This window comes from bacterium (genome assembly GCA_024226335.1).
Taxonomy (GTDB): domain Bacteria; phylum Myxococcota_A; class UBA9160; order SZUA-336; family SZUA-336; genus JAAELY01.
Genome location: JAAELY010000079.1, coordinates 13,301 through 34,695, shown reverse-complemented (window position 1 = coordinate 34,695; position 21,395 = coordinate 13,301). Strand labels below are relative to the sequence as shown.

Annotated in this window: 17 protein-coding genes; 11 read left to right on the top strand and 6 right to left on the bottom strand. The window is 62.7% G+C overall.

From position 1 onward, the window contains the following. Positions 1-8: 8 nt before the first annotated feature. Complete coding sequence (locus tag GY725_03555; protein ID MCP4003251.1) at positions 9-1,187, bottom strand: MFS transporter; 1,179 nt, start codon at positions 1,185-1,187, stop codon at positions 9-11. Positions 1,188-1,255: 68 nt separating this feature from the next. Here GY725_03555 and GY725_03550 point away from each other — a divergent pair, with 68 nt between their 5' ends. From GY725_03550 to GY725_03530, 5 genes are all read left to right on the top strand, one after another. Beyond that, positions 1,256-3,025, top strand: a complete 1,770-nt coding sequence (locus tag GY725_03550) for a gamma-glutamyltransferase family protein (protein ID MCP4003250.1) — start codon at positions 1,256-1,258, stop codon at positions 3,023-3,025. A gap of 50 nt (positions 3,026-3,075) precedes the next feature. Beyond that, on the top strand, positions 3,076-4,125 hold the full coding sequence (locus GY725_03545) for a sensor domain-containing diguanylate cyclase (GenBank protein ID MCP4003249.1): 1,050 nt from the start codon (positions 3,076-3,078) through the stop codon (positions 4,123-4,125). Positions 4,126-4,223: 98 nt separating this feature from the next. Next, complete coding sequence (locus GY725_03540) at positions 4,224-5,048, top strand: thioesterase family protein (GenBank protein ID MCP4003248.1); 825 nt, start codon at positions 4,224-4,226, stop codon at positions 5,046-5,048. A gap of 117 nt (positions 5,049-5,165) precedes the next feature. Next, positions 5,166-6,134 carry a hypothetical protein gene (locus GY725_03535; GenBank protein ID MCP4003247.1) on the top strand — a complete coding sequence of 323 codons (969 nt, stop codon included), beginning with the start codon at positions 5,166-5,168 and terminating at the stop codon, positions 6,132-6,134. Between the two features lie 145 nt (positions 6,135-6,279). Next, complete coding sequence (locus tag GY725_03530) at positions 6,280-7,449, top strand: hypothetical protein (GenBank protein MCP4003246.1); 1,170 nt, start codon at positions 6,280-6,282, stop codon at positions 7,447-7,449. Between the two features lie 8 nt (positions 7,450-7,457). Here GY725_03530 and GY725_03525 read toward each other — a convergent pair whose 3' ends face one another. Beyond that, the gene (locus tag GY725_03525; GenBank protein MCP4003245.1) at positions 7,458-8,540 is read right to left on the bottom strand and encodes an LLM class flavin-dependent oxidoreductase; all 1,083 of its coding nucleotides are present in this window, start codon (positions 8,538-8,540) and stop codon (positions 7,458-7,460) included. Positions 8,541-8,726: 186 nt separating this feature from the next. Here GY725_03525 and GY725_03520 point away from each other — a divergent pair, with 186 nt between their 5' ends. Continuing rightward, positions 8,727-9,590, top strand: coding sequence for a TauD/TfdA family dioxygenase (locus GY725_03520; protein MCP4003244.1), 864 nt, complete (start codon positions 8,727-8,729; stop codon positions 9,588-9,590). A gap of 13 nt (positions 9,591-9,603) precedes the next feature. Here the strand turns inward: GY725_03520 and GY725_03515 are convergent, their stop codons facing one another. Beyond that, positions 9,604-13,029 carry an AAA family ATPase gene (locus GY725_03515; GenBank protein MCP4003243.1) on the bottom strand — a complete coding sequence of 1,142 codons (3,426 nt, stop codon included), beginning with the start codon at positions 13,027-13,029 and terminating at the stop codon, positions 9,604-9,606. A 125-nt stretch (positions 13,030-13,154) separates the two neighbouring features. Between GY725_03515 and GY725_03510 the strand changes: the two genes are divergently transcribed. The 5 genes from GY725_03510 (at position 13,155) to GY725_03490 (ending at position 17,806) form a co-directional block, all read left to right on the top strand. Continuing rightward, the gene (locus tag GY725_03510) at positions 13,155-14,012 is read left to right on the top strand and encodes a nitroreductase (protein MCP4003242.1); all 858 of its coding nucleotides are present in this window, start codon (positions 13,155-13,157) and stop codon (positions 14,010-14,012) included. 123 nt (positions 14,013-14,135) lie between these two features. Next, complete coding sequence (locus GY725_03505; protein ID MCP4003241.1) at positions 14,136-15,029, top strand: taurine dioxygenase; 894 nt, start codon at positions 14,136-14,138, stop codon at positions 15,027-15,029. A gap of 33 nt (positions 15,030-15,062) precedes the next feature. Further along, positions 15,063-15,503, top strand: coding sequence for a GNAT family N-acetyltransferase (locus GY725_03500; GenBank protein ID MCP4003240.1), 441 nt, complete (start codon positions 15,063-15,065; stop codon positions 15,501-15,503). 48 nt (positions 15,504-15,551) lie between these two features. Further along, entirely contained in the window at positions 15,552-16,259 is a 708-nt protein-coding gene (locus tag GY725_03495) for a DUF4215 domain-containing protein (protein MCP4003239.1), read from the top strand. Positions 16,260-16,456: 197 nt separating this feature from the next. After that, the gene (locus GY725_03490; protein ID MCP4003238.1) at positions 16,457-17,806 is read left to right on the top strand and encodes an NCS2 family permease; all 1,350 of its coding nucleotides are present in this window, start codon (positions 16,457-16,459) and stop codon (positions 17,804-17,806) included. A gap of 45 nt (positions 17,807-17,851) precedes the next feature. Here the strand turns inward: GY725_03490 and GY725_03485 are convergent, their stop codons facing one another. The 3 genes from GY725_03485 to GY725_03475 are packed head-to-tail and all read right to left on the bottom strand — an operon-like array spanning position 17,852 to position 21,388. Then, on the bottom strand, positions 17,852-18,376 hold the full coding sequence (locus GY725_03485) for a VOC family protein (GenBank protein ID MCP4003237.1): 525 nt from the start codon (positions 18,374-18,376) through the stop codon (positions 17,852-17,854). Further along, a complete protein-coding gene (locus tag GY725_03480; GenBank protein MCP4003236.1) occupies positions 18,373-19,860 on the bottom strand; it encodes a hypothetical protein in 1,488 nt (495 codons plus the stop codon). Before GY725_03480 ends, GY725_03485 begins: the two co-directional genes overlap by 4 nt. 31 nt (positions 19,861-19,891) lie before the next feature. Next, positions 19,892-21,388, bottom strand: a complete 1,497-nt coding sequence (locus GY725_03475; GenBank protein ID MCP4003235.1) for a DUF2779 domain-containing protein — start codon at positions 21,386-21,388, stop codon at positions 19,892-19,894. Positions 21,389-21,395: the final 7 nt, after the last annotated feature.

Below are 21,395 nucleotides of genomic sequence, written 5' to 3'. Positions count from 1 at the left end.
CAATTCTATCAGACGTCTGGTGGCGAAGAGTCGCTGGTTCGGAAGGCTATTCGAGCCGCGATTGCGCACAGCGCTGCCGCCAGAAAATAGGGAGACGCGCTACCCACGGCCTGGTAGAGAAAAAGGAACGCGACCGGCCCGACCACCCGCGACAGCGCCTGTGCTGTGCTGTTGAATCCCTGAGCCTCCCCCTGGAACCCTTCGGCAGCTCGTGAAAGCGCAGCGTTGAAAGTAGGCGTCAAGAGTGCGAAGCCGAGCGCAACCGTCAGGCCCGAAGCGACCAAAGTGCTGGCATTCATCGATAGGCCGACGCCAACGAGACCTGTGCCCATCACCAATGTGCCTGCGGTCATGAGTGCGCGATCGGAAAACACGCGTGCGAGCGGGCGTATCAGCCCGCCTTGCACCAGCGCGACCATCATGCCCGCAGCGAACAGCACGATTCCGACCTCGCGTTCCGTCCAACCCAGGCGATCCAGGGCGAGAAATCCGAGCGTGCTGTCGAGACCGATACGGCCGGTCGAGGTGAGAAAACTGAACACCAGCAGCGGCAACATGGATTGCACAAGGTCGCGGGTCGTCAGACCGTCCGCCTTCAGCGCCACTCGGTGTCGATCGATCTGTTCGCGCACGGAGTCCGTCAGGCTTTCGGGAAGCCAGATCCAGACACCGATCGCGGATGAGATTCCGATCGCACCCGATAGAAAATACGGAGCTCGCACCCCCAGCGCGTGGCCGACGAGGCCACCCATGAGCGGACCGAAGCTCACGCCGAGTCCAATGGCCGCGCCGATCGCGCCCATCGCGGTACTGCGCCTGTCGGGCGGAGTCACGTCGGCGGCGTAGGCCAGAACCGCCGGAAGCGCAGCGGCCGAGAACAGTCCACCGAGCAAGCGCGCACCCAGAAGCTGCTCGAACGTCGTACCCAGACCGAAGAGCGAAAAGCCCACTCCAAACCCGAACAAGCCGACGACGATCGCGGGTTTGCGACCGACTCTCCCCGAAACCCAGCCCCAGAACGGGCTCACGAAAACACCGGCCAGTGGATAACTCGACAGCAACAGTCCCGCCTGAAAATCAGTCAGCTCGAGTTCGCGCGTGAACATGGGCAACACCGGGAAGAGCACTCCCAGCCCGAGCATCAGGAGAAACGCAATCAGAGCCGCGAACATCACAGGTCGGGTCATCAGCGGGCGATCCTCCAGTTATTGGGTCCGCAGGGTATAACTGGACGCATGACCAGTCGAGAACCCCGATGAGCTTTACCACACGCCCAACCCTGCGCGGTTTCGGAGGCGGCTGCGCCGCCGGTCACTACCTGGCCACGCAAGCAGGCGCCCAGATGCTGGCGGAAGGCGGCAATGCCGCCGATGCAGCCTGCGCCATGGGATTTGCATTGCAGGTGCTCGAGCCACACATGAACGGCCCGGCTGGCGAAGTCCCCATACTCATGTACCACGCCGCACAGGACCGGGTATTTTCGATTTCTGGCCAGGGAGTCGCCCCGGCTGCGGCCAGCATCGAAACCTTTCGCAATCTGGGCATCGAGCGCATTCCCGGAGACGGACTGATGGCGGCTACGGTCCCCGCGGCCCTCGATGCCTGGTGCCTTCTACTCGCGCGCTTCGGAACGCGGCGACTCGCGGACGTGATCGCACCGGCCCGAGGCCTGGCCGAGCGCGGGTTTCCCATGTACCCGTTCCTGCGCGCAGTCTTGACCTTCGTCGAGAAGCGATTCCGCGACGAATGGCCGAGCAGCGCCGAACTCTATCTGCCGATCCGCCGCGATGGCGAGCGCCAGACCAATCCCGCCTACGCACGCTTGTTAGGAGAGCTGGCCGACACAGAGGCGCGTGCTACGGGCGACCGGGAGACCTGCATCCAGACGGCGCGAGATTCGTTCTACAAGGGACGGGCTGCCGAACAGATCGAAGCCTTCTGCACGCAATCGTTCCGCGACGGCAGCGGTCAAGCGAATTCAGGCTTGTTGCGGGCAGACGACCTGGCCAGTTACGAAGGTTGCATCGAGGAACCGGCCTCGGCTTCTTATCGCGGCGCACACGTATGGAAGTGCCCACCGTGGACCCAGGGACCGGTCTTCCTGCAGCAACTGCGCCTGGCCGAGGGCTTCCCGCTCGCCGAAATGGGGCACGGCAGCGCCGACGCGCTGCACACATGGATCGAGTGCGCCAAGCTCGCGATGGCCGATCGCGAAGCCTGTTACGGTGACCCTCGGTTTGCGGACGTACCCTTGGACGCGCTTCTGTCCGAGGCGTATAGCGCGATGCGACGCAAGCTGGTCGACCCTGCGCAAGCGTCACTGGAGTTGCGCCCGGGCAAGGGCCGCCTGCCAGAGGGCTGGCCGTGGATCGACGAGGGTTTCGCACTGCCCAGTGAACCCCAGGCCCTTGCACACGCCGCCGCGCGTGGGCGCAGCGACACGACCCATCTCGACGTGGCCGATCGCTTCGGCAATCTGGTGAGTGCCACGCCCAGTGGAGCCTGGATTCCTTCATCACCGGTCATTTCCGAACTGGGCTTCCCGATCGGAACGCGCGCGCAGATGTTCAACCTCGATCCTCAACACCCCAATGGCCTGGCGCCCGGGAAACGCCCGCGCACAACCTTGACGCCTTCCATCGCCCAGCTTCCGGACGGCCGTATGATGGCCTTTGGGACACCGGGCGGTGACGGTCAAGATCAGTGGACCGTGCAGTTCTTCCAGAACCTGGTGGACTTCGGCATGCGGGATCTGCAGACGGCGATCGACGCTCCCACCGTCCACACCACGCATATGCCGGACTCCTTTTTTCCCCGTCTCGCCCGACCGGGTGGAATGGCGGCAGAGGCGCGGATTTCCGAAAACGTCGTTGCAGAACTCGAAAGGCGGGGACATCGGGTGCAACGCAGTGGTCCCTGGGAGCACGGCAGGGTGCTTGCGGTCACACACGACGCATCGACGGGCTTGTTCGAGGCAGCAGCCTCACCGAGGAGCGTTATCGCCTACGCCGCCGCCCTCGGCTAGTTCGGTCCTCAGGATCCTCGTCAGACAGTCGATGACGAAACAAGAGAGCCATGAATCGAAAGTCCGAAGACAATTGGCCCGGGGCCAGGGATGACTACCACGATCCGCTGACGAACGCGGAGTTGCAGGTCGTGCTGGACTCCGTGCGCGATCTGAACTCCACGCTCAGCACGGCCGAGGTGATCGATCGGCTCCTCGGACGCACTCTGACCCACCTCGATGCGGAGATCGGTTCGGTACAGGCACTCGAGGGCGAGGTCCTGCGCATCATGGCGGCGCGCGGATTGCCGCAGGAGGTGGTCGAGGAATCCGAGCTGCGTATCGACGAAGGCATTTCCGGATTCGTCGCCAGGACCGGACAGCCGCTACTGGTGGAGGATGTCGACGAGGATCCGCGTTTCACGGGTCGCTGCCTCGAGCGCTATTACACGCGTTCGTTCCTGTCCGCGCCGCTGGTCAGTTCCGGGGTCGTATACGGCGTGTTGAACGTGAACAACAAGCGGGACCGCCGGATCTTCAATCTCACCGATCTGCGTCTACTGGAAGCGATCGCCGGTCACGCCGCGCTGGCCTTGCGCAACGCGAGTCTCTACGAGGACGCCGTCGAACGCTCCCGACTCGATCCTTTGACCGGCCTGTCGAACCACCGCCACTTCTGGGATGAACTCGAGATCGAACTGGAGCGCGCCGACCGCTACCAGCGCACTCTGAGCGTGGTGATGATCGATATCGATCACTTCAAGAGCTACAACGACACCTACGGGCATCTCGGGGGTGACGCGGCCATCCAGGGCGTCGCGCGGCTCATCTTCGCCGGTTGCCGCAGCAGCGATCTGGCCGCTCGCTACGGAGGCGAGGAGTTCGCTCTCATCCTGCCGGAGACATCCCCCCAGGGCGCACTCGACTTCGCCCAGAAGATCCGAGCTTCACTGGAGAACCAGCGCTTTTGCGAAGACGACCGGGCGGAGCTCACCGCGAGTCTGGGTGTTGCCTCCTATCCGGCCGACGGCCGAACATCGACCGAACTGGTGCGCGTGGCCGATCAAAGACTGTACAAGGCCAAGGACGCGGGTCGCAACCAGGTCGTGCACTGCGACTGACCTCGCCCCCGACGGCAGCCGAGTTGTCCGGAGACGAGCTTCCACCGTACACTTGCGCTGCATTCGCCCTTGCAACACTCCAACGAAAGGGATCTGGCTTGTGTGACGTTCCTGTGAGTCGCTTCGACCGCGATACTGCGGTCGAGCGTGTGGCCGAAGACGAATTCGAAGCGCGCATCGATCCGAGCTGGTGGATCGTGGCCGGTCCCAATGGCGGATATCTGAACGCCATCCTCTTGCGGGCAATTTGCGAGAGGGTCGGTGAACCCCAGCGCCAACCGCGAACGCTGACGACCCACTTCACCGCGCGGGCTGTGGAAGGTCCCTCTCGTATAACGACGCACATCGAACGCAGCGGCCGTTCCTTTTCTACCGTCAGCGCGCGGATGGAACAGAACGACCGCCTGATCGCCTACTCCGTCGCCGCATTGGCGAGCCCTCAGAGGCCGGGCTTCGAATTCCAGGACCGGAGGATGCCGGAAGTCACGCCACCCACGTCGATCGAGCGCAGGAAAACCGAGGGCGGGCGTATCGACGAGTTCCGAAGACACTTCGATCAGCATTCCGTTTGGGAAGCTGAGGAAGCGGACCCGAACGCCGAAGCCATCACGGGTGGTTGGATCCGCCCTCACGATCCGCGCGGCGGCGACGCAATTCTTTTGTCACAGCTGGCAGATGCCTGGCCCCCCGCACTTTTTTCGAAATGGACACCCGACGAGAACAGTCGGGGTGTGCCGACAATCGAACTCACCGTGCACTTCCGCGCCCCGCAGATCGCACTGGTGGTCAAACCCGATGAGTTCTATCTGATGCGCTTCCGCACAGGCACTGCGCATGACGGATTCCTGGAAGAAGATGGCGAGATCTGGTCACAGGACGGTGTCCTGCTGGCGCAGTCCCGACAACTCGCCCTATTGGCCTGAATCCTCAAGCGCCCGCGGCCTCTCGCATCCTACCTCCAGGCCGGGAGCCGGGGACACGAGCTGCATTTGAATCCATCCGCTTTCCCCGTCTACCATGGCTGCCACTGGAGGACTGCGATGAGTTTGAACTTTCGCTACCCGGACCCACCGACCTTGCTCAAGAATGTGATCGAGGATCTCGGCGCCGTCGTCGGCATTCTCGAACGCAACGCCCCCTACAACCCGCTTGGCGGCTGGTTCCGACCGGATCAGGATGGCTCGGACGCGACCTCTCCGATGTGGTTCCAGAAGACCTGGATGGATGAAAACATCGCGGTGGAGGGTTCGGATCTCTTCATCGCAAACGAACGCGTTCTCGAAACGGCGCGCCAGTTCTACGACGCGGAGGTCGTGGTCCCACACACTCTGTTCGTGAACCTGATGGCCGCGATTCCGGAGTGCGGCCCGGTCCACACCGACAACCCGCTATTTCGCGGTCGCGATCGCAGCAATACACCGATGTTGCTACTGCGCACGATGCTCTGGTCGGGACTCTTCCAGCGCTGGGCCACCGCGCAGGCGACTTCGATCTGGTGGATGAACGACGTCGAAGGCGGTGGAATCGCGTACTGGCCCGAAGGCCCCGACAAGCCACCGGAGCGGCATTTCAACGCGATGACCAATACTGCGATCGTCGGCGACAACCACGGCATGTTCCATCAGGTGGAGCCGGTGGGACCCTTCGACAAGGGGAGGATCCTAACGAGCCCAGCGGCCGAACTAGCACCGACGAACGACGGCAGCGGTGATTGGGCAGTGTCGGACCGTGGAGTGGAGTGCTACCGCGCGCCTCTCGAACAGATCCGGGTCAGCATACTCATGAAGGCTCACGTCTTCCCCAACGAGGCCGAGCGGCGGCGCGTCGAACGGGACACGCTCTCGTTTGCCGACGTCGCGCGGATCTTCAACCAGGATCTCGCCGAGCGAGACAGCGACGTTCGTTTCGACGTGGGCCGGATCGACGAACTCGCGCACACGGCCGCGCTGGCCAGCATCTACCCTGAACCCGTGCCGGTAGGAACGCGCAAGAGCATCTTCGACGTATAGAAGATCGCCTGTTAATACAGCCACTTACGGGACCTTTTCCTCTGCCCCCTGCTTCTCCGCATCGCCTGTATTGATATTGATATTGATTATCATTACTGATAAGCTGACTTCGTGATGAGTGAGTTCAGGTGTTCTGGGTGGGTAATTGAGAGCTTCGAAAACACGTACGCAACGCTGGCGATCACGACTCGCGCTCCTGGGCGTGCTCGCGTTGTTCTCCCCTGCGCTCGCTCGAGCGGACGCGATCGGCGCCCCCTCTGAATCCGACGCAACGCGGAGCGACGCGACGCAGGCCGACGTGACACAGAGTTACCCGCACATCAGTGGTGAACTGGTGATCGAGATCCAGAACGACTGGGCCTACCACTCCCAGGATCGCGACTCCGAACTCAACGATCTGTACGCGACGCTCGGACCGGCGATCGGTCTCGCGTTCAGTGAGAGTTTCTCGATCCAGTCATCGCTGGTACTGGAACCCGTCGAAGATCCGGATCCGCATGAGAACCGCGAGTTCAGTCAACACGGGCTTTTCGTAGAAGAACTCTACGCCCGTCTGGCGAAAGGAGCGTGGTCCTTACGCGCAGGCAAACTCAATCCGCGCTTCGGCCAGGCCTGGGACCTGGCCCCGGGACTCTATGGCGTCGACTTCGCCGAGGACTACGAACTGACCGAGCGCATCGGAGCGGGAACCAGCTACGACCTCGGAAGAGATTCGGGCGGAATGCACATCCTCAGCGCCGAGATCTTCTTTGCCGATACATCCCACCTGACGCGATCGCTGATGCGCGATCGCTCGCGGGTGCGGCGAAGTGATGGCGGGTCCAGCAACACAGCTCGCCTCAACTCCTACTCTCTGACGCTCGAAGGGGAAGCCATCCTCGGTGCACCAACGCTGACCTACAACCTGGGCTTCGCCTATCAATTGGCAGGAGAAGGCGGGCAACCGGAGAGCGACTACGTTGCGGGTCTGTCCTATGGAATACCGATCAACGACCAATTGGAGCTGAATTTCCTCGGGGAGTTCGCTCTCCTGGACAATGCGGACGGAGAAAGCGATCGCACGCGTCGCTACTTCACGGTTTCTTCGGCGGCGAATTTCCAAGACCTGGTCTTTGCGCTCTCGTATACGTCGCGAGATGAGAACATCCGAGGTGCAAGAGACAATAGTGACTTCCTGGCCCAGGCCTCCGTCGGCCTTTTTCACACCGTGGGAAAGGGAGAACTCGCTCTTGAAGCGGCCTATCTACTGACCCGCGTGGAAAACCGGAAGACCGGAACTGCGGGCCTTCGCGCCAGCTACGTCTTCGAGTTCTGAGCCCTCGCTCAGGCCTTCGAAGCGATCCTCGGCATGATGTCGCGAGCCACGCGTTCAATCACCTCGTAGCGCGGTTCGAGAGAAGGCAGGATCATCACCTGATCGAGTCCCGCCCGTTCAAAGGCACGCAGTCGTTCGACGATCTCGTCGGCGGTCCCGATCACACACGAGGCCTGCATCAGAGTCGGCGTTACAAAGCGCTCTTCTTCGGGGATCACCCAGCAGTTGTGACCAGAGTGAATGCGCTGGTGCAGACGCTCCGCGGGAACCTTGTCGAGCATCGCGCAGTAGTCCTCCCAGACCTCCGATAGATAGGGAGGCGGTTGCTGCCCGAACTGCCGCCACTGGTCGTAGGCGTAGTGGAGCGTTGCCATCGCGAAGGCACCGCACTCATTGCGTACGCGCTCGGAATCGACGGGTTCTCCCTCGTCCAGGACGACGATGGTCGTCAGGGCCGTCGTCGCATACTCCTCTCTGTCCAGGCTTCGACCGGACTGTTTCGCACCCGCTTCGATGTGCTGCCAGTAGAATTCCATCGCGGAGGGATGGGGTGGCATCGCGAGAATCGCACCATCCCCATGGTGCCCGGCCAGACCCAGTGAGCGCGGGCCGAAAGCCGAAACGTAGAGGGGGATCGGCGCTTCGAAGTTCACGAATCCAGCGTCGCGCATGATGTGTCGGATCGGCCGCTCGACTTCACCGACCTGCAGATGGGCTTCCTCTCCTCGCAGCAGAGGCGAGAGCGTCTCGAGATAGCGATCGAACTCGGCGATACGATGCGGCGGCTGGCCCATGATACGCATGGCGGTGTTACCAGCTCCAACGCCCAGAAAGGTCCGGCCTGGAGCCAGCACATTGATCGTCGCAATCGAGGCCGCAGTAACCGCTGCGGGGCGTGTTCCGCTCACCGCGACCCCGGTTCCGATGCGAATACGCTCGGTGCGATCGGCGACCAGAGCCAGGGTCGCGTAACAATCCGACCAGATCATCTGGCTGTCGGCCAGCCAGGCATGCGTGTACCCGAGTTCCTCCGCCCGAACGACGTAGTCGATGTCCGCGATGTTCGAAGCTACGCATACTCCAAGTTCCATCCGTTCCTCCCGCCGCGGGCCCGTGCCAGATGTCCCGGGCCGCATGCGAATTCACGATCCTATTTGGAGTATGACCGCGCGCGGGGGAAGCGTCGAACGAGTGGACTTTCCGCCGGAAACACTTCTGGAGTAGGCTAGACGCATGCGACGTGGACTTCGCCAGGTCCTGAACAGAAGGGAGCGAGCATGGGTGGACTGATTCTCGATCCGATCGACGCAACCCTTGGAGCCGTTGTGGCGGATGTCGACCTCTCTTCCCTCGACGACGTCGACTGGTCGGCGATCGAGTCGGCGTTCTTCGAGTTCGCTCTCTTGATCTTCCCCGGACAGCACCTGAGCGAGGCCGATCAGATCGCCTTTGCGCGGCACTTCGGCGAGATCGAGATCATGAATGGTCAGGAACTCGTGTACATGACCAATCAGCGGCGCGATGGGAGCCTGCGGCCGGAGGGCGATGCCGTCATGGAGGTACTGCGGGGAACCGAGGGCTGGCACGTCGACAGTTCCTACATGCCCCTGGCGGCCAAGGGAGCCGTGTTCTCGGCTCACGTGGTACCCAGCACGGGCGGGGGAACCGAATGGGCGGACATGCGGGCCGCCTACGATGCGCTCGACGATCCCACCCGGACGAAAATCGCGGAGCTATCCGCCTATCACTCGCTGCACTACAGCCAGGCCAAGATCGGCCACACTCCCGCCCGGATTAACGGCGCGATTCCCGGATACGGCTTCCACGACGATCCGCCTCCCCTGCGTCCACTCGTCAAGATCCATCCCGTTACGGGACGCCCTTCGTTGCTGATCGGCCGACACGCCTACGGCATCCCGGGTCTCGAAGCGAAAGAATCCGAGCGGCTGCTCGAAGAACTGGCCGAGTTCGCGTGCCAGCCCCCGCGCGTCTATGAACACCATTGGTCGGTGGGGGATGTCGCCATCTGGGACAATCGCTGTCTACTGCATCGTGCCCGACCGTATGACCACGGAGAACTCAGGCTGATGAAGCACACGCGAATTGCAGGCGATCCGGCGAGCGAACTCGCCTCGACGTGAAGCGGGCCGCTGGCTACGCCAGTTGCTCCAGCAACGCCTTTGCATCCTTCAGATCTCGCGTGTCCAGGCCCTCGCTGAACCAGCCGTGGACGGGAGCGAGAAGGTCGCGAGCTTCGAATTTCCTGCCCTGGCGCTGCCACAGCCGCGCGAGCCCCGTGGCGGCGCGCAACTCCCAGGACTTTGCCTTTTGATTCCTCGCGATCTCCAACGCTTCTTGAAACAGGCCTTCGGCCTCGGTCGAAGCGTCGTCCACGTCCAGGAGGATCTCGGCCTGTAGCCTGCGCAGTTCGACGTCCCACAGGTGCTCACCGTTTTGTTCGGATAGGGAACTGCCAATTCCGAGAGCCCCTCGAGCCTCTTCGCCGCGTCCGACGGACAACAGAACCTCGCCAAACATGCTCATCCCCTCGCCCGCTCCGATCTTGCCGCCGGTTCCCGCGACCTCGACGATTCCGCGCTGCATCTCCGCGATGCCTTCATCGGCCTCTCCCAGGTGGGCTCGCGCCCAACCTCGATACGTCCGGCCCAGACCGAGATAGACGGGAAAGCCGAGCCTTTCGCACAACGCGATGTGTTCCTCGGTGCTTTGCAGGGTCAGTGCGTACTCGCCGCGCAGCGCGTTGATCAAGCTCGCAAAATGAAAGGCGATGGCATGGCTCATCACCTGCTTTCTTCCCTCGGCGACGGTCACGGCCTCCAGACTCAACGCCCTGGCGCGATCGGGTCGGCCGAGTACCCAGTGGCAGTGCGCCGCGTGGCTGCGTGAAACGACGCAGGGCTCCCAATCGATCCCGGGAGTTGCGAGTGAAACGCGATCGCTTCCGTCATCGAGAAGAATGGCCCGCTCGAAGTGATGAAGGGCGCGGGAGAGCTCGCCCTCCCAGTAGAGCGACTGGCCAACGGATTCATGGGCGTAGGCGAGGCTGCTGGTGTCTCCGCGCGGTTCGGCCGCCGCAAGCGCGCGCTCGGCGAGATCTCTCGAAGTCGCTAGTTCTCCCTGTATGTAGTGGGTCATCGACAATCCCACGAGAGCTCGAGGCAGCTCCGGGGCGTCACCGGTCCGCTCGGCCAACTCGTAGGCTCGCTGGTAGGCGGCCTGGCATTCCAGGTGAGCAAATCCACGCGCCACACCCAATGGCACCGCGATCTCCATCTGTAGACCGATCTCCACCCGGTCGCGCTGCAGAGACTCAGGGAGTGTCGTCAGCAGTTCGAGTGCGCGCCGGATGTGACCGACGGCGTCCTCGTTCGCCGTTCGCTCCCTCGCTTGCTCACCGGCGCGCTGGTAATTCGCGATGGCTTTCTCGGCAAGCCCGGCCTGATCGCAATGCCATGCGATGACCTCCGGCTCCAACCGTACACGCTCCGGGAACTGCTCTTCGAGCACCCGCGCGATGCGCGCGTGAAACTGTTGGCGGTCACTCCGCAGGAGTGACTGGTAGGCGGTCTCCTGGATCAGTGCGTGCTTGAAGGTGAACTCGGCCGCGGGCGACGCTCCCCGTTGGAAAAGAAGTTCGGCATCCACGAGTTGTACCAATCCTGCGCGCAGGCGGTATTCCTCATCGAGCCAGACGCTGCGCAACAACTCAAAGTTGAACTCGCGTCCGAGAACGGCGCCGAGTTGCGCGACCTCCTTGCCCTCGTCGAGTCGATCGAGACGCGCCATCAGCGAGTCCTGGAGCGTGGCCGGCACGGCGAGTTCCGCAATCGATCCCGTGAGCTCGTAGCGACTCTCTCGTTCCTCGACCAGACCCGACTCCAATACCATCTTCGTGAGTTCTTCCACGAAGAGCGGCACACCATCGGCGCGCTCCACGACGCGTTCGATCACCGCAGTGGGCAACGGCACGTCGCGAGTCATGCGACCGACCATGTTCGTGGCCTGGCGGCGGGACAGCCGCTTTACCGCAAGTGGTGTGATGTGAGAGCGCACCGGCCAGGGCGGCTCGAAGTCGGGCCGAAAGCTCATCAGCGTCAGGACTCTTGCGGTGGCGTTCTGTTCGAGAAACCAACCCAGAAGCTCGAGCGTGGATGCATCGCACCAGTGGAGGTCCTCGACCAGCAACACCAGCGGCTGCGACTCGGCGAGCCCGAAGACGCAGGCGACCAGTGCCTCGATGGTCTTCTTGCGTTGAAGCTCGCGGGAATACTCGACGGAGGCCACGCGATCCGGGAGGGACAACGAGAGCAGTGGTGCGAGCAACGGCAGTGCCTCTGCAACGGAAAGACCGGCAGCCGCTACGCCTTCTTCGAGACGCGCGAGCTTCGTCTCGGGATCGTCTCCGCTCTGAAAACCCATTTCCTGCTCGAGAAGATCGATCACGGGCTGGAAGGCGGTCCTCTGTGTGTAGGGCGAGCAACGACATTCGAGCCAGCCGTGGGGCGTGTCGGCCATCCGCTCGCGGAACGCTCGAAACAGCCGTGTCTTCCCGAGGCCGGCTTCGCCCGACAGGAACACCGCCTGCCCTTCGCCCTCCTCGACCTTATCCCAGCGTTCGAGCAGCAATCCCAGCTCCTGGTCACGTCCCACCAGCGGAGTGAGCTTGCGCGGATCCACGTCGAGCTGACCATGAATGCGGGACGAGCGCAGTACGGAATACGCGTGGATCGGTTCGGTGATCCCCTTCAGTTCCGGAGTGCCGAGATCCTTCGTCGAGAACTTTCCCCGGACCAGCCGCAGAGTAGCGCCACTGACCACCACCGTGTCGGCCTTGGCGATTGCCTGAAGACGCGCTGCGATGTTCGTGGTGTCACCGAGTGCAAGCGTCTCGCTCTTCGCACCGCCTCCCATCTCTCCGACTACGACCGGACCCGTGTGGATACCGATCCGGACGGAAAGGCGGATGCGGTGTTGCGAATCGAGTGTGCTGTTCAAGCGGACGAGCGCCGTGAGAATCTCGCGCCCCGCTCGGACGGCACGCTCCGCGGCATCTTCGCGGGCTTGCGGATAGCCGAAATAGATCAACAGGCCGTCCCCCAGATACTGGGCGACGTGACCTTCGTAATCTTCGACGACCCGGGAAGCCGACTCGTGGTAGGCGCGCACGATGTTGCGCAGATCCTCGACGTCGAGACGTTGAGAGAGATCCGTCGAATCCACGAGGTCGCAGAACATGACCGTCAGCTGGCGACGCTCCGCTCCGCCAGATTGTCGAGTCGCAGCTTCCGCGGAAGGTCTTGCCGTACCCACCGGCATCTCTTCGCCGGAAGTCGCTCTGGCAGAGCCGACCCAGGAAAGAACCTTGCTCTCCCGAGCCGCGACCTGCTGCACGTCCACGAGTTCCTCGACCAGATCGGCCAGAGATTCCTCGTCCAGTTCGAACTCACGGCTCAGCGCGCGAAGCGAGACGCGGCCCTGTTCCTCCAGGTAGGCTTTCGCGCGTCGGACTGTCTCGAGAAAGCGGATAGCGGAGTACTCCTGCGGTTCGGGTAATCGCATTATGTCAGACCCTCATTTCCCGGTACGTCACGGGGTGACGGGAGGAGATCTTTCCAACCTGTTAGACTGGCGCCGCTGAACCTGTCTCGGTCACGGCCGGACCTCGACGTCTTGGAGAGAAAACCTTGGATCCGATCACTCAAATTGCCGCCAAACGAATCTCCGTGCGCGCCTACGAGGCCAAGCGCCCGGTGCCCCCCGAACTGCGAACCCGCCTGCAAGAGGTCATCGCTGAGAACCGCACAGGGCCGATGGGCAACCAGTGTCGCATCGAAATGATCGACGTCGACGAACTGGCGACCGACGAAGCTCGCAGCCTCGGGACCTATGGGATCATCAAGGGCGCCCGATTGTATCTGGTGGCCGCGATTGCGGACACGGCCTCTGCGCGGGTGGATGTCGGCTACTGCGTCGAGAAGATCATCCTGGAAGCCACACGACTCGGACTCGGGACGTGCTGGATGGGTGGAACCTTTCGCCGGGCAAACTTCGCCCGCAACGCGGGCGCGAAGGAAGACGAGATCATTCCGGTGGTGACTCCGGTGGGTTATGCGACCAAACAGAAAAGTCTGCGCGAGCGCATCATGCGACGGCTGGCGGGCGCGGATCAGCGCAAGCCCTGGGAGTCGATATTCTTCCTCAGGGACCGCGATACGCCGCTTCCCAGACAGGGACGTTTCGAAGCCGCACTGGCCTGCTTGCGTCTGGCTCCGTCTGCGAGCAACAAGCAGCCCTGGAGAATCATCGAGCGCGATGCGGGGTGCTTCGATTTCCATCTCGAGCGCACACCTCGCTACAACGAAATGATGCGCGGCATCGATCTTCAGATGGTCGATATGGGTATCGCGATGTGTCACTTCGACCTGGCGACCGCCGAAGCTGGTTGCAAGGGCGAGTTCTCCCGACGCTCCCCGGCGCCGAGCCTGGAAGGCACCGAGTACATCGCCAGCTGGCAGATGTTGCCGAGCTCAACGGGAGGCTGATCCGCGCACGGCGGCTCAGCCGAGTCGCTGCATGTGCAGGCCCGCGTACCGTACTCGGCCCTGAGGTATGCTGGCGGCAGTGGCGGAGCAGATTCCGCCATCTGGTCCGCAAGGGAGACGAGCATGCCCCTCGAACACAAGCCCGGACGCATCGCAGTTCCGGATCGCGATCTCGAATTCAAGTGCTTTGAGATCGAGACCCTCACGCCTCACATCGGTGCGGAGATCCGAGGCATCGATCTTTCTGCACCTCTCTCGGAAGAGCAGGAGAAGGAAATCCGCCGGGCCCTACGCGACTGGATGGTGCTGGTCTTTCCCGAACAGGAACTGGACGCCGCACAACACAAGGACTTCGGTGCGCGCTTCGGCCCCCTTCACGTCCACCCGCAACTGCGCGGTGCGAAGATGTCGCATCCCGAAATCCTGCCCGTGCACACCAACGCCGAATCACCTTTCACCGCCGGGGACGGCTGGCACGCCGATGTGAGCTGCGAAGAGATTCCGTTGTGGGGTTCCATGCTCTATATCCGCGAGATCCCCGAATGTGGTGGCGGCGATACGCTGTTCGCGGATATGAACCAGGCCTACGAGTTGCTTTCCCAGCCGATGAAGAACTTCCTCGAAGGCTTGACGGCGATCCACGACGGTGCCGGGCCCTACTCCGAACAACTGGCGATGGGCATCGGGTCGCCCGCACCGGACAAGGACTTCCTGCGCACCGAGCATCCTGTCGTGGTGCGGCACCCGGAGACGGGCCGCAAGCTGCTCTATGTGAACAGCGGCTTCACCACTCGTATCGTGGGTCTCAGCGGGGCCGAGAGCCGCGCGGTTCTGGAACTGCTGTTCCGCCACATCAGTTCGACCCCGAAGATCACCTGTCGCGTGCACTGGAAAGCAAAGACCCTCACGTTCTGGGACAACATCTCCACGCAGCATCACGCGATCTGGGACTACTACCCTCACTCCAGGATCGGGGGGCGGGTTTCGATCCTCGGCAAATCCCGACCCAGCGCCTGAAATAGCTCGTATCCCAATCCCAAGGAGTCGACGATGAGTGTCGAAGTCCGAATGGCAACACAGAGTGACCGGAGTCGTTGCCTCGAACTACTCGACGCTCTCGCCCAGGTCGCCGGGGGAAGCATCCACTCAGCCGCGGGTGCTGCGTTTGACGCGCTTCTCGAGCAGGAGCGGGGCGAAATCCTGGTTGCAGAAGAAGATGGTGTGGTGCTGGGACTCGCCTCGGTTTCTTTCAATCTCGCAATGCGTTACGGCGGCGAGTACTGCCAGCTCGAGGAACTCATCGTCGATCCCGCGGCTCGCGGAAAGGACGTCGGAGGTTTGCTGGTCAGAGAAACCGTGCATCGAGCCAGGCAACGCGGTTGCGCCGACTACGGCCTCTATCTGGTCGAAGCGACCGAACGAAACCAGCCGTTCTACGAGAAATTCGGCTTCCGGAAGGTCGGTTCGGAGATGCGCCAGCAACTGACCTAGCAGGCCGCGAAAAGAAAACCCCAATGCGGAGATTCGGGGTGTGGCAGAATGCCGCGTTGCCGCTCTGGAGTTGCTCATGATCCTGTTTCGCCTTTTGACACTGGTATTCGCACTCGCCTTCTGACTTCCGCTCTCGCGGAAGACCGATCCGGCTGCACGGGCCGCGTCGGCCCCGTCTGTGGGGATGGAACGCTCGCATCGCCCGAAGTCTGCGACGACGGAAACCTGCTGCCGGGCGATGGCTGTAAAGCGGACTGCACCGAGGAGACCTGCAGCGAAAGCTGTTCTGGGTTGCAGACACTCGCCGAAGATGAATGCTTGACCAATCAATCCACCGCAACTCAGATCTGTCTAGACCAGAACGCCACTTGCGAGAGCGCTTGTGCGGGAAACACAACCTGCCTGCAGGTCTGCTCCGCGCAAAAGACGACTTGCATGAAGATCGTCGATACGGCGATGAATACCTGTACCCGCCTCTGGGAAACTGATTTCAACGTTTGCGCGAGACGCTGCAATTGCATAGCCGGATGCACATTCTTTGAGACCAACGATTGCAATTCCGCGAAGGGATTGGGCGATAGTGTCTGTTCAATCGCCGACCAATCATGCCATTCGGCCTGCACCATTCTACCCCTTCCGCAGCCTTGTCATGATGTCTGCACCAGCACATATCAGAGTTGCGATGCGAATACCTCAGCACAGTATGAGCAGTGCCTGGACGAAGTCCCCGTTGTCTGCGAAAGCACATGTCAGTAGCAATACGGGTCCCGTCCGTTTCGGCTCACGAATCGGTACCCGGTTTGACCCGAAGCACTCTTCGTGTTGGGATTGTCGGCGGTCGACTCTGTGAAGAACCTGTAGATTCCGACCCGGGCGCGGGATACTCGTTGTAGACGGCCAGAACCCGAGAGTATTTTCAGGAAGAACTGGCTTCGATCCGGTCATCGAGCACGATGAAAACGAGTGAGAACGGCAGTGGAATCGCTGGAACACCGCTCTTCGGCATAGCGGCGGCAGGCTCGAGCGTCAGGCGCGAAGTCCTCGGCGGCCTGACCACCTTCATGACGATGTCCTACATCCTCGTGGTCAATCCGATGATCCTCGCCGATGGCGGCATGCCCGCCGCCGGAGCTTTTCTCGCCACCGCACTCGCCGCCGCCTTCGCAACGTTCTTGATGGGTCTTCTCTGCGATCTGCCGATCGCACTCGCACCGGGCATGGGGCTAAACGCGTTTTTCGCCTACACGATCTGCGCGGGCGATCAATCCTGGCAGGCCGGGCTCGGACTCGTGGTGATCGTGTCGCTGATCTTCCTGCTCTTGACGGTCAGCGGCGTTCGCCACGCGTTGACGAAGGCGGTGCCACCGTCCCTGCGTTTCGGAGCAGGTGTCGGAATCGGCTTGTTCATCGCGTTGATCGGCCTGAAGGAATCGGGCATCGTCGTCGACGATCCGGTGACGCTGGTCCGCATGGGCAACCTCGCGACCGCCCATGCGACGCTCGCCGTCTTCGGTCTCGTCGTCACTCTGGGATTGATGGCCCGAGGCGGCGCCGCGGCGATCTTCTGGGGCATGGTCATCACAGCGATCGCAGGTGCGGCGCTGGGTCTGGTGCGGGTGGATGGCGCCTGGTTCGCCCTGCCTTCGTGGGATCTTCCCGGACTTCAGATCGACCTGATCGGAGCGCTGCGAACGGAGTACATACCGCTGGGAGCGACGCTTCTGTTTTTCGCACTCTTTGACGCGATGGGAACGCTCTACGCCGTCGGCGCCGAAGCGAACCTGCTCGACGAGAACGGGGACTTCCCGAGACTCGGAAGGGCGTTGAGCGTCGACGCATCCGGCGCCCTGGTCGGCGGTCTTCTCGGAACATCCTCGGTCACCTGTTACATCGAGAGCGCCACGGGAGTAAATGTCGGAGCGCGGACCGGCCTGGCCAGTGTGGTCACGGCGTCCCTCTTCCTTCTATCGCTGTTTGCTTTGCCGCTCGTCTCGGCCGTCGGGGCCGGTGTCGCGAGCGGCGCGGAGATCTACCACCCCGTGACGGCTCCGGCTCTGATCACTGTCGGCATCCTGATGTGCCGCAGCGTCGTGCGCATCCCGTGGGACGATTTCAGCGAGGCGGCGCCCGCGTTTCTATGCCTTCTCGTGATGCCCTTTACCTTCAGCATCGCGAACGGTCTCGCGGTCGGCTTCGTCAGCTACGCGACGGTCAAGCTCTTTGCCGGTCGCGCCCGAGAAGTGCATCCCATCGTCTACACACTCGCGGTACTCTTCGTCGTCTACTTCGCGATCGGACGCTAGCAGCCCACGGGACGCTAGCAGCCCACGGGATGCTAGGCAGCCTGCCTAACCGAGAAGACGCACGGGCTCGGAGCCATCCCAGTCGCGAGCTTCTTCGGCCACCTTCTCGAAGAAGCGGCCCTTGGGTCCGCTGATCTCCGAAACTTCTACGACCGTGCCGGGATGGGACTCGGTGTCCAGGTAGGCGAACCGTCCGCTCGTTCCGATCCCGCCGGACTGCCCGATTTCGTAGCCCGCGTCGAGCCAGCGCTTCAGATCCGGGTCGAAGGTTTCGGTCCAGTAGGCCACGTGTTGCAGGCCTTCGTTTCCGGCCTCCAGAAAGTCGCGGTACATGGAAGGTGCGTCGTTTCGCTGTTGGATCAACTCGATCTGCAAGGGTCCAGTGTTCGCCAGCGCGATACTCACCGTCAGCGCCGATGGCTCGCCCCGGTAACGGAAGTCCTGCATCGGAACGCTTTCGAAGTAATAGAACGGGCCCACGCCCAAGACCTGCGTCCAGTGTTTCATGGCCGCCTCGATATCGCGCACCACGTATCCGTTCTGGCGAATCGTTCCGAATATTCGACTCATGGAGCCAGGATACCCGCATTGCGGTACAGGAACCAGTCGACGCCGGACAGCGGTGCACTGGGATAGCCGCGTTTCAGCTCGTAGCGGTGTCCCCGGCCGTCCACGAAAAAGCGCGGCGGAACCCGTCCGCGACGCGCCCTCTCTTCCACCGCGTATTCGAGCACGAACCAGTCGGTTCCGCCCTCGGGCCAGTCATCCTTGCCCAGAAACTGCGGTGCGCGATCGGCGGAGAAGTAGCGCGCGTAGTAGCGCACGACCTTGCCCGTGCGCAGATCGTGGTCCGAGCCGATCCTGATCGGGCCGTCGGAGGTGTCACTCATGAAGCGCATGGCTTCCAGATACTGACCGCGCCCGTAGCGCAACAGCGGTTCGACGTGGAGCGCGTTGGCGATCAGGAACAGACCCAGCGCTCCGGCACAGGCGAGCCGCCCTGCCCGGCTGTGCCGGTACGCCGCCGCGGCGAGTTCGGCCAGGAGCAGAAGAAAGAACGTACTACTGACCAGGAAGTAGCGGGGAGCCAGATAGGCCGGGCGCGTGAGCGCGAGCGCCAACGCCGGAAATCCGACGACCGCGAGTCCGTAGAAGATCCAGCGGCGCGAACCGGAGCGCCGCAGCAACACGAGTCCCGCCGCAAACAGGCCGAGCGCGAGTGCTGCACCCAGCCACGACAGCGGCCCGTCGAGTGGCATACCAAGTGAAATGGAAGCCGCGCCCGCAATCTTGCCCGGAAACGAAACCGCCGGGCCGCCGCCGATCTGCAACTCGCGGACAAAGAGCAGGTAGAGCAAAGCGATCGTCGCGCTGGGAACCCCGTGCCAGAGCAGCCCGCGACGCAGGACATCGGTCCAGGCGACGCCCGCTGCACGCTGCTCGGCAAACCACCAGACGGCGAAGGCCGCGTAGGCGTAGATGAAACTCAGATGCGAGAACAGACCCAGGCCCACGCAAAGCCAGAAACCGATCGCATGCGCGACGCCCGCCTGTTCTTTCTTCGCGTCGAGCAACCAGAAGGCGAGCAACGCAAATGCGATGGCGGGCGCATAACCGCGTGCCTCGGAAGAGTAGTGGATGAGCAAGGCCGAGGCCCCGCAGAGCAGCAATGCGAAACAGGCTTCCAGCGCACTGCGCCGGGCCGCGATGCTGCCCGCAATGACGACGCTGGCCACGCCCGAGAGCAGAGCCGGGCAGCGATAGGCCCATCCGGAGCCCCCCGGCTGGGACTCGCCGATCCAGTGCAGGAGAAGCGTATTCAGCGGGTGGTTGTTGTCGTGTCGAAGTTTGAGCAACACGTCGAGGGGCGAAGTCATGCGCCGGGAAAGCTCGAGAGACCAGATCTCATCGAGCCACAGTCCGTTCAGGCTCGCCAGGATGCGAACGACGGCCGCGACCAGAACGATTGCGATCGCAACCCAGTAGAAGCGCAGCGATCGAAAGGCGGACGGAGGCGACTCTTCGCTCGTCTCCGCCTGTCCGCCCGCGATCATCAGACCAGACTAACGAATCAACGCGTGTGACTCAGCCCGTGTTTGCGCGTGCTGCGCAGGAGTTCAGCGCTTGTTGCAAAACGATCAGGGCTTTCGTGTCGTGTGCACAGTATTCCAGAAGCTGGCTGCGCAGGCGTTCGGCTTCGTCTCGTGTCACTTTCTGTCGCGCGATACTCATAAAGGCACCGGCGGCCGATCCACCATCTGCGATGCCATCGAGTTCGGAGTAGCTGAATCCCGGATCGAGCGCGGGTGCCACGCGTTTCAGTGAGAACGAACCTTCGAAGGCGAGTGCGTAGATGCCATTGCGCGCGATCGGCAGCAGGTCGACGAGACGCCGGCGAATCCTCTCCAGGTCTTTCTTCAGCTCGGGAAATGCGTCGGCCAGTCCTTCGAGTACCGTCGCTTCAAAAGACGAGTACACCAGGATCGGCAGATCGCGATCCCGCAACGCATCGCAGAGCGTGTGCGCGAACTCCTTGCGCGGATCGACGTTCCCCTCGGCCAGGAAAGCTCGATGGGTGAGGCCGTCGGGGGTTTGACTGTGCAGGGACCACTGAAACGGCAGTGTCTGGTAGGGACGCGTTCCCGGGAAGATGGGAACCTCTGGCGTGATCGCCTCGAAGTCCAGGTAGTCCGATGGCGGACCACTTCCCACCAGAGCGCGTCCCAGCTCGGGAAAAACCGCGGTTTCACCCGACAGGATCGCGCGTCGCGCGTTCTTCTGTGGGCGGGTCAGCGAAAACTCGGAGGGGATCTCTGCAACGGTCCTGACTCCGGCTTCCGAGAGCGCGTGGAAGTACTGCGCGCGCAATGCGGGCAATCGGCCAATCCAGTCGGCCGGCAGGGATTGCGTGCAGTGCGTCCAGAAACGACACGGATAGGGCCGACGGCAATGCGGGGAGGCTTCGATTGTCGGCGCTTCGGAGAGCGCGAGCGCGCTCTTCATCTGCTCGATTTGATCGGGAAGGTCTTCGGCCAGATAGGAGGCGTCGCGTGTCACGTCGCTGCGGCGAAAGAACGCCCGCCAGTCGACCTCGCCTTCTTGCCGACGATACTTCCCGTCTGGATGCAGGACCTCGACGGAAGCGATCCCGACCCCGGCCGCGCGAACGACCGCGAGCTGGTAGGCCAGTTCGTCCAGATGTTCATCCTTGACGCGCTGGGCCGATTTGACTCGAAGCAGTCGCCACTCGGACTCGCCGGCGCGCTCCAACATATCGACCCGAACGGTTCGTCCGGGTAGTTCGAAGTAGGCGCCGAAGAGCACGGAAACTTCAGAGTCCGCCAGGAGCTGGCGCGTGCGTTCGGCGGCTCCGGCGGGCACATCGTCGCGCTCACTCACGACCTCGCCGCCGCCAAATAATCCGCGCGCGCGCAGCTCGAGGGCCGCGCTGGCCGCGATCAGACTCTCGATCGTAGGCGTGCGGTCTTCTGCGAGCTGGGGCTCGTTGGCCGATAGCCACAGCCGTCGCTGGCACTGGAGACCCGCGAGGTACCCGGTTTGGCCGAGCATCGCTTTGGACATCAGACGG

What these genes read in the sequence shown, in the direction of transcription:
- GY725_03525 (MCP4003245.1), bottom strand. Translation starts at nt 8,540, where the DNA reads ATGGAACTTGGAGTATGCGTAGCTTCGAACATCGCGGACATCGACTAC.
- GY725_03505 (MCP4003241.1), top strand. Translation starts at nt 14,136, where the DNA reads ATGCCCCTCGAACACAAGCCCGGACGCATCGCAGTTCCGGATCGCGAT.
- GY725_03555 (MCP4003251.1), bottom strand. Translation starts at nt 1,187, where the DNA reads ATGACCCGACCTGTGATGTTCGCGGCTCTGATTGCGTTTCTCCTGATG.
- GY725_03485 (MCP4003237.1), bottom strand. Translation starts at nt 18,376, where the DNA reads ATGAGTCGAATATTCGGAACGATTCGCCAGAACGGATACGTGGTGCGC.
- GY725_03550 (MCP4003250.1), top strand. Translation starts at nt 1,256, where the DNA reads ATGAGCTTTACCACACGCCCAACCCTGCGCGGTTTCGGAGGCGGCTGC.
- GY725_03495 (MCP4003239.1), top strand. Translation starts at nt 15,552, where the DNA reads ATGCCGCGTTGCCGCTCTGGAGTTGCTCATGATCCTGTTTCGCCTTTT.
- GY725_03475 (MCP4003235.1), bottom strand. Translation starts at nt 21,388, where the DNA reads ATGTCCAAAGCGATGCTCGGCCAAACCGGGTACCTCGCGGGTCTCCAG.
- GY725_03520 (MCP4003244.1), top strand. Translation starts at nt 8,727, where the DNA reads ATGGGTGGACTGATTCTCGATCCGATCGACGCAACCCTTGGAGCCGTT.
- GY725_03490 (MCP4003238.1), top strand. Translation starts at nt 16,457, where the DNA reads ATGAAAACGAGTGAGAACGGCAGTGGAATCGCTGGAACACCGCTCTTC.
- GY725_03535 (MCP4003247.1), top strand. Translation starts at nt 5,166, where the DNA reads ATGAGTTTGAACTTTCGCTACCCGGACCCACCGACCTTGCTCAAGAAT.
- GY725_03480 (MCP4003236.1), bottom strand. Translation starts at nt 19,860, where the DNA reads ATGATCGCGGGCGGACAGGCGGAGACGAGCGAAGAGTCGCCTCCGTCC.
- GY725_03500 (MCP4003240.1), top strand. Translation starts at nt 15,063, where the DNA reads ATGAGTGTCGAAGTCCGAATGGCAACACAGAGTGACCGGAGTCGTTGC.
- GY725_03515 (MCP4003243.1), bottom strand. Translation starts at nt 13,029, where the DNA reads ATGCGATTACCCGAACCGCAGGAGTACTCCGCTATCCGCTTTCTCGAG.
- GY725_03545 (MCP4003249.1), top strand. Translation starts at nt 3,076, where the DNA reads ATGAATCGAAAGTCCGAAGACAATTGGCCCGGGGCCAGGGATGACTAC.